This window comes from Flavobacteriales bacterium, assembly GCA_020435415.1.
Taxonomy (GTDB): domain Bacteria; phylum Bacteroidota; class Bacteroidia; order JACJYZ01; family JACJYZ01; genus JACJYZ01.
Map to the genome: position 1 here is coordinate 15,382 of JAGQZQ010000009.1, position 15,255 is coordinate 30,636.

General features: G+C 48.4%; 15 protein-coding genes. 4 read left to right on the forward strand and 11 right to left on the reverse strand.

The annotated features are described in order from the left end of the window. The first annotated feature begins 58 nt into the window (after positions 1 to 58). On the forward strand, positions 59 to 1,876 hold the full coding sequence (locus tag KDD36_02990; protein MCB0395590.1) for an ABC transporter ATP-binding protein: 1,818 nt from the start codon (positions 59 to 61) through the stop codon (positions 1,874 to 1,876). Here the strand turns inward: KDD36_02990 and KDD36_02995 are convergent, their stop codons facing one another. After that, a complete protein-coding gene (locus tag KDD36_02995) occupies positions 1,877 to 2,476 on the reverse strand; it encodes a NifU family protein (protein ID MCB0395591.1) in 600 nt (199 codons plus the stop codon). A gap of 94 nt (positions 2,477 to 2,570) precedes the next feature. Between KDD36_02995 and nadB the strand changes: the two genes are divergently transcribed. From nadB to KDD36_03010, 3 genes are all read left to right on the forward strand, one after another. Beyond that, positions 2,571 to 4,172: an L-aspartate oxidase gene (gene nadB, locus KDD36_03000; protein MCB0395592.1), complete on the forward strand. Its 1,602-nt coding sequence runs from the start codon at positions 2,571 to 2,573 to the stop codon at positions 4,170 to 4,172. Positions 4,173 to 4,174: 2 nt separating this feature from the next. Beyond that, complete coding sequence (locus tag KDD36_03005) at positions 4,175 to 4,687, forward strand: gamma carbonic anhydrase family protein (GenBank protein MCB0395593.1); 513 nt, start codon at positions 4,175 to 4,177, stop codon at positions 4,685 to 4,687. Between the two features lie 105 nt (positions 4,688 to 4,792). Continuing rightward, on the forward strand, positions 4,793 to 5,509 hold the full coding sequence (locus KDD36_03010; GenBank protein MCB0395594.1) for a DUF2807 domain-containing protein: 717 nt from the start codon (positions 4,793 to 4,795) through the stop codon (positions 5,507 to 5,509). A gap of 35 nt (positions 5,510 to 5,544) precedes the next feature. On the opposite strand, the gene KDD36_03015 is transcribed toward KDD36_03010, so the two are convergent. From KDD36_03015 to miaB, 10 genes are all read right to left on the reverse strand, one after another. Continuing rightward, a complete protein-coding gene (locus KDD36_03015) occupies positions 5,545 to 6,399 on the reverse strand; it encodes a prephenate dehydrogenase (protein MCB0395595.1) in 855 nt (284 codons plus the stop codon). Continuing rightward, complete coding sequence (locus KDD36_03020; GenBank protein ID MCB0395596.1) at positions 6,396 to 7,580, reverse strand: aminotransferase class I/II-fold pyridoxal phosphate-dependent enzyme; 1,185 nt, start codon at positions 7,578 to 7,580, stop codon at positions 6,396 to 6,398. Before KDD36_03020 ends, KDD36_03015 begins: the two co-directional genes overlap by 4 nt. A 110-nt stretch (positions 7,581 to 7,690) precedes the next feature. Continuing rightward, on the reverse strand, positions 7,691 to 9,325 hold the full coding sequence (gene groL, locus KDD36_03025) for a chaperonin GroEL (protein ID MCB0395597.1): 1,635 nt from the start codon (positions 9,323 to 9,325) through the stop codon (positions 7,691 to 7,693). Positions 9,326 to 9,362: 37 nt separating this feature from the next. Then, the gene (locus KDD36_03030; GenBank protein ID MCB0395598.1) at positions 9,363 to 9,641 is read right to left on the reverse strand and encodes a co-chaperone GroES; all 279 of its coding nucleotides are present in this window, start codon (positions 9,639 to 9,641) and stop codon (positions 9,363 to 9,365) included. Positions 9,642 to 9,820: 179 nt separating this feature from the next. Next, positions 9,821 to 10,156 carry a preprotein translocase subunit SecG gene (gene secG / locus KDD36_03035; protein ID MCB0395599.1) on the reverse strand — a complete coding sequence of 112 codons (336 nt, stop codon included), beginning with the start codon at positions 10,154 to 10,156 and terminating at the stop codon, positions 9,821 to 9,823. A 1-nt stretch (position 10,157) separates the two neighbouring features. Continuing rightward, positions 10,158 to 11,057 (reverse strand): hypothetical protein, encoded by a 900-nt coding sequence (locus tag KDD36_03040; protein MCB0395600.1) that lies wholly within the window; start codon positions 11,055 to 11,057, stop codon positions 10,158 to 10,160. Positions 11,058 to 11,060: 3 nt separating this feature from the next. Further along, positions 11,061 to 11,579 (reverse strand): LptE family protein, encoded by a 519-nt coding sequence (locus tag KDD36_03045; GenBank protein MCB0395601.1) that lies wholly within the window; start codon positions 11,577 to 11,579, stop codon positions 11,061 to 11,063. A gap of 48 nt (positions 11,580 to 11,627) precedes the next feature. Beyond that, entirely contained in the window at positions 11,628 to 12,851 is a 1,224-nt protein-coding gene (locus KDD36_03050) for a sigma 54-interacting transcriptional regulator (GenBank protein ID MCB0395602.1), read from the reverse strand. Next, positions 12,848 to 13,741 carry a phosphatase PAP2 family protein gene (locus KDD36_03055; GenBank protein ID MCB0395603.1) on the reverse strand — a complete coding sequence of 298 codons (894 nt, stop codon included), beginning with the start codon at positions 13,739 to 13,741 and terminating at the stop codon, positions 12,848 to 12,850. The genes KDD36_03050 and KDD36_03055 overlap by 4 nt, the downstream gene beginning before the upstream one ends. Then, positions 13,734 to 15,170, reverse strand: a complete 1,437-nt coding sequence (miaB, locus tag KDD36_03060; GenBank protein ID MCB0395604.1) for a tRNA (N6-isopentenyl adenosine(37)-C2)-methylthiotransferase MiaB — start codon at positions 15,168 to 15,170, stop codon at positions 13,734 to 13,736. The genes KDD36_03055 and miaB overlap by 8 nt, the downstream gene beginning before the upstream one ends. Between the last annotated feature and the right edge of the window lie 85 nt (positions 15,171 to 15,255).

The following is a 15,255-nucleotide window of genomic DNA, read 5'->3' on the forward strand; positions in this document are numbered from 1 at the left end:
TTATCTTTGTCCGATCACCCGTACGAAATAAAACAGGATTCCCTCAGTTCAATAAGCCATGCAAAAGTTATTTGTCCTTCTGCGAATGGTGTCTTCGTTTAAGACCTCCGCCTGGCTGAATATTTTGTTTAACGTGCTTTCCGTGGTCTTTTCCTTTTTCTCGGTGACCATGATGATGCCCTTTCTGGGTTTGATATTGGGTACGATAGAGATGGTGGATCAACCTCCAGAATTTGCACTCAATTCAACTTACTTCATAGACCTGCTGCGGTATTATATTTCGGATGTCATTCGCACCAGCGGCAGCAAACAGCATGCACTTGCCGTGGTATGTATCTGGCTGGTCACCGCTTTTCTGCTGAAGAATATTTTTCGTTATCTGGCCATGTTCTTCCTGGCCGCAGTACGCAGCGGCGTAGTGAAGGAGCTGAGGGAGCGCCTTTACCGCAAGGTGCTTTCCCTGCCCATTTCCTTTTATACCGAACAAAGAAAAGGGGATCTTCTGACGCGGTTCTCCAATGATGTCCAGGAGGTGGAATGGTCGATCCTGAGCTCCCTGGAAATGATCGTGAAGGATCCTTTCACCCTGATCGTTTTTCTGGGTGGTATGATCGCTTTCAGTCCGTCCCTTACCCTCGTGGTCTTTGTAGTGGTCCCGATCGCCGGTCTGCTGATCGGAGCCATGGGCAGAAGCCTGAAACGAACATCGGTCAAGACACAGACTCACCTGGGAAATGTGATGTCCACCTTTGAAGAAACCTTATCGGGCATTCGCATCATCAAAGCATTTTCTGCGGAGGAAAAGATGAACAACACTTTCAGTCAGCAGAACGGACGATTCCGTCAACTGATGCAGCGCATGTTCCGGAAACGTGACCTGGCTTCTCCGTTAAGCGAACTCCTGGGCGTAACCGCCATTTCTGTTGTAGTTCTCTACGGTGGACAGATGGTTTTAAAAGGCGAAATGGGTGCCGATGTTTTGATCACTTATCTCTTCCTGTGTTCGCAATTGATCGCTCCAGCGAAAGCCATCACCACCGCCTGGTATAACATTCAACGGGGAAGTGCATCGCTGGACAGGATCCAATCGGTGCTGGATGCCGATGAGAAGATTGCGGAGACCACCAACCCCAGGGAACTGAAGTCCTTTGAAACAGCCATTGAATACCGGCACGTGCGCTTTTCCTATGGAGGTGATCAGGTGCTCAACGACATCGATCTTCAAATTCCCAAGGGCAAAACGGTCGCGCTGGTAGGCGCATCCGGGGCAGGGAAATCTACCCTGGCCGACCTCCTTCCACGATTTTATGACATCGCAGAAGGCCAGCTTCTGATTGATGACATACCCGTGAAAGAATTAAAGCTGCGTGATCTGAGAGGGTTGATGGGCATCGTTACGCAGGAATCCATCCTGTTTAACGATACGGTATTTAATAATATAACCCTGGGCGTAACCGGGGCCAGCCGGGAGCAGGTTATCGAAGCAGCACGTATTGCCCATGCCCATGATTTTATCGAACAACTTGAAAACGGATACGACACGATGATCGGGGAACGCGGCGGACGATTGTCCGGTGGTCAGAAGCAGCGCATCAGCATCGCCCGCGCCGTATTGAAAAACCCACCCATTCTCATCCTGGATGAAGCCACCTCAGCCCTCGATACGGAATCTGAAAAATGGGTACAGGATGCATTGCTGAACCTGATGAAGAACCGGACCTCCATCGTTATCGCACACCGGTTATCGACCATCCAGCATGCGGATACCATCGTTGTACTTGATGAAGGACGGATTGTTGAACAAGGCAATCATCAGGAACTGATCGAACGAAACGGCACCTACCGCAAACTGTTCGATCTGCAGCACTTCGCTTAGCTAAGCACTTACGGCTTCCACCGCCGTTACCTCAGGGACCATTCTCTTCATGAGTCCTTCAATCCCTGCTTTCAGCGTGATGGTAGAACTGGGGCATCCACTGCAGGCGCCTTTCAACAAAACTTTAACCACACCGTCCTTGAATGAATGAAAGTGGATGGCACCTCCGTCCTGCTCGACCGCCGGCCTGATGTATTCTTCCAGGATGCCTGATATCCTTTCCTCCAACTCGCCCTGAGGAATGGCCGGATCACCAGGTAATGAAACAGACTCCGCATCACCTGCCGGAGATTTTGAGGATTCCTCAACCACCGCTAAACCTTCTGTAAGCCGGTCGCGGATAAACTCCCGCAACTCCATCACCACGTCATTCCACTCGATGGCTTCACTCTTTGTAATGCTGATAAAGTTGGCCGCAACGAAAACATTTTTCACAAACGGAAAGGTGAATAACCGGCTTACCAGTGGCGCATGTACGGCTTCTTCAGCACTCTTGAATTCCACTTCGCGGCCTTTGACCAGCATCTTGTTTGCAACGAATTTCATTGCCGCCGGGTTCGGTGTGGACTCCGCATATATCGTAATGACCTGCTTTTCCATATACTTCGCTTCCTTTTTGAGTCCGAAAGGTTATTTTTGTAATGCCCTAAAGGTAACCAAAGTTATACTTTCAGGTGCGCCTGATAACCTGTTGATGAAAAAAGAGACCGATTTTCTGGTAATCGGATCCGGTATTGCCGGGTTAAGTTATGCCCTTAAGGCTGCCCAACACGGAAAGGTGTGTATGGTTACCAAAGCGGAACCGGAAGAATCCAACACCAAATACGCCCAGGGAGGAATCGCGGCCGTCATATATGCGCCGGACACCTATGAGAAACACATCGCAGATACCCTTGAATGCGGTGGAGGGCTTTGTGATGAGGATGTCGTACGAATGGTCGTAAGTGAGGCACCCGATCGCATCCGGGAATTGGTAGACTGGGGAGTGGAGTTTGACAAGACCCCTTCCGGAAAGTATGACCTGGCCATGGAAGGTGCGCATTCGGAAAAACGGGTGCTGCACAGAAAAGACTCCACCGGCTTTGAGATAGAGACCTCTCTGCTGCGCAAGGCAAAGAACCATCCGGACATCACCATACTTGATCACCATTTTGTAGTGGATATCATTACCCAGCACCATCTGGGAGAAAAGGTAACCAGACGGCGCGAAGACATCCAATGCTACGGCACATATGTACTCAATGTACATACGGGGCAAGTGGACACATACCTCTCCCGCATTACCCTGATGGCCTCCGGAGGCGCAGGTCATGTTTACAATACCACCACCAACCCGGTGGTTGCAACAGGGGATGGTATCGCCATGGTGTACCGTGCCAAAGGTCAGATCAGGGATATGGAATTCATGCAGTTCCACCCAACCTCCCTTTACAATCCTGGAGATCATCCTTCCTTTTTGATATCTGAAGCTGTACGAGGTTTCGGGGCCATCCTGAGAAATGGACAGGGCGAAGAATTCATGCATAAATATGATCATCGGGGGTCCCTTGCACCACGTGACATCGTTGCCAGAGCCATAGATACAGAAATGAAGATCAGCGGTGAAGACTTTGTAGGACTGGATTGCAGACATCTGGATATGGTCGAATTCAGGGAACACTTCCCAACAATCCATGAGAAATGCCTGGGTATTGGCATCAATCCTGAGAAAGACCTGATCCCGGTTGTACCTGCTGCACATTACCTTTGCGGGGGCATCGCGGTGAATCAGGACGGACTCAGCTCTATCACAAACCTTTATGCTATTGGCGAATGTTCAAGTACCGGATTGCATGGTGCGAACCGCCTGGCCTCTAATTCGCTTCTGGAAGCCGTGGTATATTCTCATCGGGCCTATAAACATGCCGTCAACGTAATAGCGGGAACAACGATCAAATCGGGTATTCCGGAATGGGATACTTCCGGAACTGAAGCACCGGAAGAGATGATCCTCATCACCCAGTCTCACCGGGAACTGCGCATGATCATGAGCAGTTATGTCGGCATCGTACGCTCTGACCTGCGGATGAAAAGAGCTATGGATCGCCTGGAGATCCTTTACCGGGAAACAGAAGCACTGTACGAAAAAACAACCGTCTCCAGGGAGTTATGCGAATTGCGTAATCTCATCAATATCGCTTACCTTATCATTAAGATGGCCATGGATAGAAGGCAGAGCATTGGTCTGCATTATACCATGGACGATCCTGAAAACGTTCCTGTCTTCCATCAACCGGAAAACACAAACCCATCCTGACTATGGCACTCATCAAACCAGTAGAAGGCAAGAAGCCTCAATTCGGAGATAATTGTTACCTGGCAGAAAACGCCACCGTTGTAGGTGATGTGATCATGGGTGACGACTGCAGTGTCTGGTTTAACGCAGTGGTTCGCGGAGATGTACATTGGATCCGAATGGGAAATAAGGTAAACGTCCAGGATCATGCAGTGATCCATTGTACATACCAGAAAGCACCTGTTACCATTGGCAACAATGTTTCGGTCGGCCATCGTGCCATCGTACACGGCTGTACAATCCATGACAATGTATTGATCGGCATGGGCGCCATCGTCATGGATGGCGTGGTCGTGGATTCACATTCCATCATCGCAGCAGGTGCCGTGGTTCTTGAAGGAACGCACGTAGAAAGCGGAAGTGTATACGCCGGTGTGCCCGCCAGGAAGGTGAAGGAGGTCAGCAAAGAATTATTCGAAGGACAAATTCAACGCATCTCCAATAACTATGTGATGTACGCCGACTGGTTCAGGTAAGCGGCCGGGCACTTTTTTTAGTTGCAGGAAAGATTTTTTTCTACTTCATGCAACCTTCTCAGAAAAACGCATCCTTAGGGAAAGGAAATCAAAATGCGTTTAAACATGAAAAAGATAATGATCTTCGGATGCGTGCTGACCATATTCGCATCCTGTACAAGGGAACGACTGGTGGTATCACCTTCCGGGCGTATCATTCAGAATGAAATCCCGCTGAGCAATATACACGAACTTGAACTGTCCAATTCATTCGTAGCTTACGTAAGCTTCTCTCCCAATGAAGAAAAACTGGTGATCGAAACCGACGACAACCTGATGTCCCTGGTTGACGTGAAGGTCCGGAACGGCCAGGTGGATATCAGTATGAAAAATAATATACGGTTGCTGGGCCGCGCAACAAAGGTGGCATACCTTACCGTACATGACCTGAGTCGCATTGACCTGTCAGGTGCGTCGACCGTTTATTTTGAAGACACGTTGTTCACACCGGAACTCGAAGCCCATCTGTCAGGTTCCAGCCGGATCACAGGCACCATGAATGTGACCTACCTGGACGCCGATCTGTCGGGATCATCGGAAGTTAACTTTGAAGGTCACGCCGATACCTACCGTGTGCATGGAAGCGGTTCAAGCCGGTTGGAAGGCCTGGACCTTGATGTGAACCATGTGGACATTAACCTGTCAGGTTCCAGCAGTATGCATCTGACCGTTAATCAAACATTGAAAGCACACCTGTCCGGATCATCGGTTGTGTATTACATGGGCAACGGTGTAATTACCCACCAGGAACTTTCAGGAAGTTCAAGGATCATCAAACTGTAAACATACACATAGGGAAATGGGCTGGTCCTGTAGGATCAGTCCTTTTCCTTATCCAGTACTTTCCGGATGGCATTCGCTTCCGTCATCATCTCCCGTAGTTTGTCGATATGACCTGCTGCAATCTCATCCCTGAATTCCTGTACGATCCTTATGTAGGCGTCTAACACCTCGAGGATATAGGCATCATTTTCGGTGTATACCTGTGCCCACATCTCAGGAGAGCTTTTGGCAAGACGAACAGTAGATCCGAATCCACCACTGGCAAGATTAAAGATGGCCTTTTCGTTTTTCTCTTTTTCCAAAACAGCAAGGGCAAGGGCAAATGAGCTGATATGAGAAATATGCGATACGTATGCCGCATGCATGTCGTGGGCATCCGCATCCATATACAACAGTTTCATACCCACCGCAGCATACATGCCTTCCACCGTCTTCAAAGCTTCAGGAGATGAGGATTCCTTGTTGCAAATGATGCCCACCTTATCCCGAAACAATCCACTGACTGCAGCCTGCGGACCGGAATGTTCCGTTCCCGCCATAGGATGGGAAGAAACATAAAAACGACGGTTCGGGTGATCCGCAATCGTTTTGAAAATGGTGGTTTTGGTGGAGCCCATATCCGTAACCACCTGCCCTTCCTTCATCCGATCCAGGATCGAAGGAAGTAATGTTTTGATCGTGATTACGGGAACAGCAAGAACAATGACATCTGCCTGGGAGATGGCTTCGTTCATATCTACGATCTGATCAACCAGGCCCAATTCAAGTGCTTGTTTTGCATGACCCGCATTCTGATCAACACCGAGTAACGTATCCGCAAAGCCAGTGTTTCTGAGATCCTTTGATAACGAACCTCCGATGAGGCCGAGTCCTATGATGGCTATGGTCATGATGCCCGGGTAGCCTTTTCACGTCCGGGGACTTTCAACCTGGACAATGCTTCTTTGTATACCGATTCAGGACTGCAGAGCGATATGCGCACGTGCTGTTTGCCATTTTCACCGAAGATCATACCCGGTGTAATAAACACGTGGTATTCCTGGAGCAAGCGCTCCACGAAGGCTTCCGAAGAAACCTCATTCCCCGGGATACGTGCCCAGACAAACATTCCACATTGATCCTTTGCATAGCTGCAGCCAAGCTCGTCAAACAAGGCCCATACAAGGGAACGCCGCTTTTCGTATTCGTGGTTTCTGGATTCGTGCCATGCCTCATCAACATGTAACGCAGCAACGGCAGCATCCTGGATGGGTCTGAACATACCCGAATCCATGTTGCTTTTGACCCGAAGTACAGTTTGAACATGATCAGCAGCGCCTGCAAGCATTCCCACACGCCACCCGGCCATGTTGTGTGACTTGCTCAGGGAGTTTAATTCCAATGCTACTTCTTTGCCATCCTCATACTGCAAAATACTGGTAGGCTCACCTGCATTGAGTACCAGGCTGTATGGATTATCATTCACCACCAGAATCTTGCGGTGTTTTGCCCAGGCGAGCACCGCCTCCATGGCATCATCATCTGCCGGCGTACCCGTAGGCATGTGCGGATAATTAAGCCATATCATCCGGGTATGGGTGTGGGCCAGGCGATCCAGTTCTTCAACCTGAGGTTGGTAATTGTTTTCCTCAGACAAATTATATGTTCTTATTATGGCCTGCGCCAAATTTGCGACCGCCGAATAAGTCGGATAGCCCGGATCCGGGATCAGAATCTCATCCCCCGGATTTACAAAGGCCAGGGTGATATGCATGATCCCTTCCTTGGATCCCATAAGGGGAAGTATTTCCGAGGTTTCATCGAGGATCACACCATAGGTTTTCAAATACCATTCCGCCATGGCCTTACGCAATTCAGGCGTTCCGGTATACGGCTGATATGCATGATGATTGGGATCCTGGGCTGAATGAATCAGCGCCTGTATGGTTTCATCTGCCGGTGGCATGTCCGGACTTCCAATGCCCAGATTGAGTACGTTCAATCCTTTGGACCGCATGACAGCGATCTGTTTAAGCTTGGTGGAGAAATAATACTCCTGCACATGTTCAAGGCGATGGGCCGGTGGAACGATCATGATTCTGTTGTTGGAATGCTGGCGCGAAGTTATGGAGAATAAGGGGACGCACAAAAAGAAAGGCCCCGGGGTTTCCGGGGCCTTATAATAATCATGGCAAGCTCTGATTACATCATGCCGCCCATGCCGCCGCCCATAGGAGGCATAGCAGGAGCACCATTTTCTTCAGGCTTATCCGCGAGTACACATTCGGTGGTCAGCAACATACCTGCGATGGAAGCCGCATTCTCGAGTGCAACACGTGATACCTTGGTAGGATCGATGATACCTGCTTCGAACATATCTTCATATTGCTCGGTGCGGGCATTGAAACCGTAGTCATCTTTTCCTCCGGCCACTTGCTGAACAACAACAGAACCTTCCAGTCCGGCATTGGCAGCAATCTGACGCAGGGGTTCTTCGAGCGCACGTTTCACGATCTTGATACCAGTTTCTTCATCCTGGTTGTCAGCCTTCAGTTTATTGAGGACAGCGATTGCACGGATATAAGAAACGCCGCCTCCGGGAATGATTCCTTCTTCAACAGCTGCGCGGGTGGCATGCAATGCATCATCCACACGGTCTTTCTTTTCCTTCATTTCCACTTCAGTAGCTGCACCTACGTAAAGTACGGCAACTCCGCCAGACAGCTTGGCCAGTCTTTCCTGGAGCTTTTCCTTATCGTAGTCAGAAGTGGTGGATTCGATCTGGGCCTTGATTTGGTTTACACGGGCTTTGATATCATCCGCTTTACCGGCACCGTCAACGATGGTGGTATTGTCTTTATCGATGGTGATCTTCTCTGCTTGTCCAAGGAAAGAGAGGTCTGCATTTTCCAGTTTGAAACCTCTTTCTTCGGAGATCACAGTACCGCCAGTTAGGATGGCGATGTCTTCCAGCATGGCTTTACGACGATCACCGAATCCAGGGGCTTTCACAGCAGCGATCTTCAGGCTGCCACGGATTTTATTCACCACAAGGGTGGCCAGGGCTTCACCGTCCACATCTTCCGCAATGATCAACAGCGGTTTACCGGATTGAACACATTTCTCAAGTACGGGAAGAAGGTCCTTCATTACAGAGATCTTCTTATCGTAGATAAGGATGTAAGGAGCATCCAGAACAGCTTCCATCTTTTCCGGATCAGTTACGAAGTAAGGAGAAATATAACCGCGATCGAACTGCATACCTTCAACCACTTCAACGGTTGTTTCGGTACCTTTGGCTTCTTCCACGGTGATTACGCCTTCTTTCTTTACCCGACCCATGGCATCTGCAATCAATTTACCAATAGTGGCATCACTGTTGGCGGAGATGGTTGCAACCTGCTCGATTTTGTCGCTGTCGTGGCCTACTGATTTAGACAGTTTTCTGAGCGACTCAACGGTAGCCTCAACAGCTTTGTCGATTCCGCGTTTGAGGTCCATCGGATTGGCACCTGCGGCTACATTCTTAAGACCTGCCGTTACGATGGCCTGAGCCAGAACGGTGGCGGTTGTGGTACCATCACCTGCGACATCGCCGGTTTTGGAAGCCACTTCTTTAACCATCTGTGCACCCATGTTCTCAATGGGATCTTCCAGTTCAATTTCCTTCGCAACCGTTACACCGTCTTTTGTAATAGAAGGTGCACCGAATTTTTTATCGATGATCACGTTGCGACCTTTGGGGCCGAGTGTTACCTTGACTGCATTAGCCAAAGCGTCTACTCCTCTTTTAAGAGCGTCACGTGCCTCAATGTCAAAGATTATTTCCTTTGCCATAGCTATAGTTTTCTTTTTAAGGTTGATTTAAATGGGTTTACAGAACAGCGAAAATATCTGACTCTCTCATGATCAGATAATCTCTGCCATCAACGGTGATCTCTGTTCCGGCATACTTGCCATAAAGTACCGTATCACCTTCTTTTACCGTCAGCGGCTCATCCTTTTTACCGGTGCCGACTGCCACGATTTTTCCTTTTTGGGGTTTTTCTTTTGCGGTATCTGGTATGATGATACCACCTGCGGTAGTCTCATCTGCGGCAGAAGCTTCAACAAGCACCCGATCTGCAAGGGGCTTGATCTGGATCTTTCCCATGGTTCAATACAATTTTAGTTTAACAATGAATATTCTTGATTGCGGCTTCCTATACTCACATTACATGCCAAATGGCTTATTTGTGTGTTGACAGGTGTAGCGACTGACAAATTATCTGCAATTGACGTTAAATTGTCATGACCGCTGCCGACTGACGTCATGCTGTCACGAGACGAACCTTACTGTCCGGGATCTTCTTCGGGTACATCCGGTAGAACCGGTGCGCCTGTCTGAGGCGAAGGAGCACTCTGAATCTGCTCTTCCATGCGGGATTCAGCACGGTTCTCATCTCTGGGGATTACAGTGCTTGAAAGCAGACTGAGGCCGAGAAGGACCGCTACCAATACCCAGGTGGCCTTTTCCAGGAAATCCGCAGTTTTACGCACACCCACAATCTGGTTGTTTGATGCGAATGATGAGGCCAGGCCCCCTCCTTTTGAATTTTGCACCAAAACGATCAGAATGAGAAGAACACAAACGATCAGAATCAGTACGGTGAGGATATTGAAGATCATATTACTGTTGATTATTGTCTTTTAATGCCTGAATAAGGGCTGCAAAGTAACCGCTTTTTTCCGGATATTTCAAAGTTAACTTCTCATATATAGCAATGGCTTTGGCCACATGACCCTGGTCCGCGTATATTTTTGCCAGGGTTTCTGTCATGAACTCATCGTGCTCTGCAGCACTTTTCTTTGCCATGTTCTCAGGCGAAAAGAATTCTGCCTTCGCCTGGATCCTCGGGTCTGCCTTAATGAACCGGTCTATCAGTTCTTCCGGTGAGGATGGCTTGTCCGTTGTCTCCGGTTCGGTTTTAATTTCTTGTACCGGTTCAATGCCTCGGGTTGGTTGACTTGTATGTTTCAACCAGTCTGAGAACGTCCTGTTGCTGGGCGTCGCCGGTTTTTTGTTACCTATCTCATTCTCCTGCTTTGCAGCTGGCTTGAAGCGTTCCGGCGTCTTTACCGGTGCTTTTTCTTTCTTATCTTTTTTGATTTCAGGGACGACCGTTTCTACAGGAGCGATATCGCGAACCCGACTCCCCGGGTCAACCATCTTGTCCGGCTTGAGAGGTTTATCAACAACAATCGATGATTCCTTCTTCGCCGGTTTTACCTCTTCCTTACCAACAATTTTTTTCTGAGCTGCGACAGGTGCCTCAAGCTCCGGCTCTTTTTCCTTTTCCTCCGCATGTATCCAGTGGTACAGAACACTCCGGTCTCCGGCATATGCAGCCGTCTTACGGAGATAATCTTCATACCTGAAATCAGAGGCATCCTTCAGTTTACGGGCCACCAACATACGTGCTGTTGGAAAATACGGGTACTCACTAACGAGTGACTGCAACCACTCTCCTGAAAGATTCTGCAGGGGAGCTTCCCTTTTTAATACGGATATGAGGGTGGCGGCATCCATCCACTACCAATTGATCATGATCTTATCAAAGATGTCTTGTGACAGCTGATCATATACCAGCTTCATCAATTCTTCCTCCTTCGCATTAAAGTCTGTCGCTCCCTCGAAATCGGTATACCTGGAGAATTCCGACTCGAAGTCTTTGTTCTTTTCCTTTCGGTTGACATAAGTAACCCTGACCCGGATGGTCAACCGGTTCATGGCCGCCGTCTCATTTCCCTGGATTGCCACAGGACTTACCTCGTAGCCGGTTATCTGACCTTGCACATCCATATCACCGTTGTTGTTCACCAATGACAAACGAGACTGTCTGATAAAAATATCTTTGAGCGCTTCTGTGAATTGTTGGCTCAATACGGGTTGCACCAGGGACGCATTATTCTGAAAGTACCCTATGGAAATTGTTTTGACATCCGGCCCAATGGAAACACCGCTGAACGAATAGAACCCGCAACCACCGGCCAGACCTGCAACCATAATCAGCAGCCCCAGGACCTTAAACTTTGCTTTTATCTTAAACATCATGGCGGTGTTTTGGTAATGGAGCCATCCAAAGATCGTGCTAAAACATTACATGCTGTATTCTTTGATCTTCCGGTACAGGGTACGCTCCGAAATACCCAGTTCTTCGGCGGCTTTTTTACGGCGACCGTTGTGTTTTTCCAATGCCTTTCTGATCAATTCTTCTTCCTTCTGAGCTATTGATAAAGATTCTTCCGTAACATCTTCATGTGCGTCAATGCGGTCATGATCCTCTTCATGTGTGTCCTTTCCATTGCGAATGGTCACCGGATATACCGCGGCATTGTCATCATACAACCGATTAATAACCTGGGCATTTTCCGTGTGAATGTCTTCTGAAGGCTGATTGCCTTTCATCAGAACTGCCACTAGTTTTTTCAGATCGGTTACATCTCGTTTCATATCAAACAGAACCTTATACAATATTTCCCTGTCCGTCATTCCCTTTTGTTCTTCACTTGGTTCAAGTAAGACGGGTAAATTCGTACCCGAATCATCCGGCAGGTATGATCTTAGTCGCTCGGGACCAATTTCACGGCTTTCCTCAATGATTGAAACCTGTTCCGCAATATTCCTCAACTGGCGCACATTACCGGGCCACCGGTATGCATTGATCATTTCTACCGCTTCATCCGTTAGTCTGATAGGTGGCATCTGATATTTATCGGCAAAATCTGCTGTAAACTTTCTGAACAACAGATGTATATCCTCCTTTCTTTCCCTAAGCGAAGGCACTCTGATAGGTACCGTATTCAGTCTATAATACAAGTCTTCCCGGAATTTACCATTGGCCACAGCCTGTGCAAGGTTTACATTAGTCGCAGCGACCACTCTCACATCGGTCTTGATCACCTTGGAGGACCCCACACGGATGAATTCTCCGGTTTCAAGGACCCGTAGCAATCGCACCTGAGTCGATAATGGTAACTCGCCAACTTCATCCAGGAAGATCGTACCACCATTCACCACCTCAAAATAACCCTTCCGGGCATCATGTGCACCGGTAAAGGAACCTTTTTCATGCCCGAACAATTCCGAGTCGATGGTGCCCTCCGGAATGGCGCCACAGTTTACGGCGATAAAGGGTCCGTGCTTTCTTTTACTCAGATGATGAATAATTTGCGGGAAAGCCTCCTTACCGGTTCCGCTTTCACCGGTGATCAATACAGTCAAATCCGTTGGAGCCACCTGAATGGCTATCTCCAGGGAACGGTCCAGCAAGTTGGATGAACCGATAATCCCAAATCGTTGTTTGATTTCCTTGACGTTCATTTTGAGATCGTGATTGAATGCCGCCCGTTAAAAGCTGTTGTTAATGACATATTTAATCCAAGGGTATATACAGGTGCATATCCATCAGGATATTGTATACCGGTTCGCAGATCAACGGCCTGTCTACCACTTAAATGAAGAGCCGGGACCAAAATTCCTGTAAGCGTCCCTGTAAATGCCCCGGTCAGAATGTCGGTGGGGTAATGGTCACCGGACCGATACCTCTGAACGGCAGTCACAGTAGCGGCGCCTGCGAGTGCCAAAGCAATCCATCTGATATGTTTCTTTTCGGATGTGTGCATAAGTACGGTGGAAACAAACGCTGCAGTCATAAATGCCCCCGAGGTATGGCCTGAGATAAAGGAATCCTTGCCACCTTTTTCTGCCCGTAACAATTTATCTTCCGTGGAGTAGGATGGGTTGAACAAGAAGGGTCTGGGCCGGTTGACGAGTGTCTTGATCATACTTTTGATGCCAGCCTGAATCAACCAGGCCTCCATGTACATGGTATAGATTGTTCTTGCCTGCGTCCAGGTTCCGCCTTTGCCGTCTCTTTCATTTGCAAGCGTCCATGGCAATGCACCCACCACGACTGCCATACCGAATGGAATGATGGTGCTGATGCGATCCGCAGAAAGGGACCAGTTAAGGTGTGCTTTTTTATCCAGGCCAGGCCACCAAAGCTTTTCAGTTTGAAGCGACGCCAGCTCACTTCGGTGATAAAAACGGGTTTGATTGGATAGGAGCGGCATTCCGCAAAGCATCATTCCCGTTGCAGATAAGGCCATATCCTTTTTAGCATTCAACTGATACACCGGTTCACCGGCGCTGGCCACCAGGGTGGTGAACAACAAGCCCAGGATGGGTATCCGTTTTTTCAGTTCATGCATGCTCAACAACTTCTCCCATAAGGGTTGCCGCTGTACACCGGTCTGCCCTTACATGAACATATTGTCCGCGAACCAGGTTGCCTTTGGGAAAGATCATCACCTTGTTCTGATCATTTCTGCCATAGAGGTGTTCCTGTGAACGTTTTGAAACCCCTTCGACGAGTACCCTGAACACCTTACCAATATCCTTCTCATTGCTTTCCAGGGACATTCGTTGCTGCAGTTCTATCACTTGCTCTAACCGTTTGGTTTTCAGTGATTCCGTCACGTCATCGCTGTACTTTCTCTCCGCCAATGTGCCTGGTCTTTCGGAGTATTTGAACATGTACGCAAAATCAAAAGCCGCCCATTCCATCATGGAAAGGGTCTCCTGATGATCTGCTTCCTCTTCTGAACAAAATCCGCATATCACGTCAGTGGAGATCGCTATGTCGGGGATAATCCGACGTATCATTTCCACCCGGTCCATATACCACTCACGGGTATACCCCCTGTTCATTTTCTCAAGAATCCGGCTGTTTCCTGATTGAACGGGCAGATGAATGTAATTGCAAATATTTTCATGCGCAGCCATGGTATGTAAAACATCCTCCGTGATGTCTTTCGGATGAGAGGTGGAGAAACGAATTCTCAGATCCGGATTTACCTTGGCTACCATTTCCAGCAAACCAGCAAAGTTGATTGCATCCTTGCCTGATTTAATGATGTCTTTTTTCGGACCACCCCCGGCCCATAGATATGAATCCACATTCTGCCCCAGAAGTGTTACCTCCCGGTAGCCTTTGGCGAAAAGATCTTTGGCTTCCTGCACGATCGTTTGAGGATCACGGCTACGCTCCCTGCCTCTGGTAAAGGGAACCACACAGAATGAGCACATGTTGTCGCAACCGCGCATGATGGAGATAAAAGCCGTCACACCATTGGAATCCAGACGAACAGGTGTGATATCATCGTATGTTTCTTCGGTAGAGAGGATAACGTTTACAGCCTTTCTCCCGGATTCCACCTCTTGCAAGAGGGCGGGGAGCGTACGATACGCATCAGGACCTGCCACAAGATCGACCAGTTTTTCTTCCTCAAGTAGCTTCGCTTTCAACCTTTCAGCCATACATCCCAGCACACCTATGACGAGTTCTGGATTTTTTTTCTTGACAGCCCTGAATTCCTGCAGCCGATTTCTGACTCTTTGCTCTGCATTATCCCTGATAGCACAGGTATTGATCAAAACCACATCGGCCAAATGATAGTCAGGCGTTGTATTAAAACCCTTTTCTTCAAGGATGGATACCACAATCTCACTATCGGAGAAATTCATTTGACATCCGTATGACTCTACATAGATTTTTTTTCGGCCTTCGTGCAACGCATCAACCGGTCTGTCCAATACCTCTCCCTGGCGCTCTTCTGCTAGCAAATCATTCTGATCCATTTGAAAAATCGGTGTTAAAAAGGGACTCAAAGTTAGCAAATTCCAAACGGGTGTCAAAATGTCAGCGACATAGTTATTAAGGTGA